Raw genomic sequence first — 1,590 nt, 5'->3', positions numbered from 1 at the left:
GGGATGCAAGGGGGGCCGAGAAGGGGGCGCAGCCCCATAACCGGCCCCGCCTTGCCGCACGCCGCGCAGGCGGCCAAAATAACAAACAAAGAAAAAGCCCTCGCGCCCGCAGGGCAACAAAAAACCTATCTCAAAGGACAAGCTCTTTCCCACCTTGGCTTGTGTAGCGCAAAGCCGCCCCATCCAGAAGGACAGGCCTTTTCTCTCTCAATCCCTGCGGATCATGCAATACCGCCCGCCGCCGCAGAGGCGTCCTTTATGAGCGGTAATCGGCGTTTTCCGTCACATACTCATGCCCAAGATCCGAAGCCTTGAACGTATACGAGCCGGATCCGCCGCCAAGATCAATATCCACCTGCACATCCTCACCCTTGAGCAGTTCGGAAAGCGCGGCTTCCTGATCCTCATTGACCGGGCAGCCCTTGCGGAACCGTTCAATACCGCAAAGCTTCATGCTCACTGCCGCCGGATCAAACCTGGCGCCACTGTAGCCCACGGCCGTCACAATACGGCCCCAGTTGGCGTCGCCGCCGTACATGGCAGTCTTGACCAGTTGCGAATGGCCCACGCTTCGGGCCACCCGTTCGGCGTCAGCGTCACTTTCCGCTCCGTTGACCGTGATATGGATGACCTTGCGCGCGCCTTCGCCATCCTTGACCAGCATATAGGACACCTGCCCCAGAATGGCTGTCAGCGCCTCCTCAAGCAGGGCCATATCTTCCGGCCCCTGCGCGGCCACGCCCGAAGCCCCGTTGGCAAGCCCCAGAATGGTATCGTTGGTGGAGGTGTCGCCATCCACGCTCACCCGGTTAAAGGTCTTGTTCACGGCGCGGCCAAACATGGCCTGCCAGGGTTCGGCGGCCACCTGCGCGTCAGTAAGGGCCACGCAGAGCATGGTTGCCATGTTGGGGCAAATCATGCCCGCGCCTTTGGCCATAACCGTCAGGCGCACGCTTCCGCCCGCAAGCGCCACTTCTCTCGCGGCAAATTTGGGAAAAGCATCGGTGGTCATGAAAGAACGGGTAAAGCCCTCGGCATCGCGGCTGCCAAGGCTCTGCACCAGTGCGGGAACAGCGTCAAGCCAAAGATCCATTTTGAGATGCGCGCCCACCACGCCTGTGGAAAGAGGCAAAATCTCGTCCTGATCAATCCCGGTAAGGCCCGCAATCATGGCCTGAGTGGCCCGGCAGTTGGAAAGCCCTTCATCGCCGGTGCAGGCATTGGCCTGACCCGCATTGGCGAGCACGGCACGAACCGCACGACCCCGGGCCAGAATTTCCTGACAGACCAGCACAGGCGCGGCCTTGAAAAGATTTTGCGTAAACATGCCGGCCAGCACGGCGGGGGTGTCGGAAACAATGAGACCCAGGTCGTCACGACCGGCTTTCTTGAAGTTGGCCGCCGCGGCTCCGGCCCTGAAACCTTTGGGCAAATCATTTTGCATGGATATTCTCCTCAAAGTATGCCGTCCGCATCCGTGCCGGACGTCTGCGCCGGACGTCTGCGCCGAAACCCGGCGTGAGCAGCCAGTGCGCTGTTTTTTCGCCTGTTCCCAATACGCGCAGGCAGCGCCGGTCACCAGTGCCAGCC

General features: G+C 61.0%; 1 protein-coding gene. It reads right to left on the bottom strand.

Annotated features, from left to right (window positions below; all coding sequences use genetic code 11):
- Positions 1-256 precede the first annotated feature (256 nt).
- The gene (argJ, locus tag V6C07_RS11210; RefSeq protein ID WP_333536566.1) at positions 257-1,444 is read right to left on the bottom strand and encodes a bifunctional glutamate N-acetyltransferase/amino-acid acetyltransferase ArgJ; all 1,188 of its coding nucleotides are present in this window, start codon (positions 1,442-1,444) and stop codon (positions 257-259) included.
- Positions 1,445-1,590 lie beyond the last annotated feature (146 nt).

This window comes from Desulfovibrio sp. 1214_IL3152, assembly GCF_036763055.1.
Lineage (GTDB): Bacteria > Desulfobacterota > Desulfovibrionia > Desulfovibrionales > Desulfovibrionaceae > Desulfovibrio.
This window is presented reverse-complemented; position numbering and strand designations above follow the sequence as displayed.

Bases quoted from the DNA above. Each gene is read 5' to 3' on its own strand.
- argJ (WP_333536566.1), bottom strand. From the start codon at position 1,444: ATGCAAAATGATTTGCCCAAAGGTTTCAGGGCCGGAGCCGCGGCGGCC.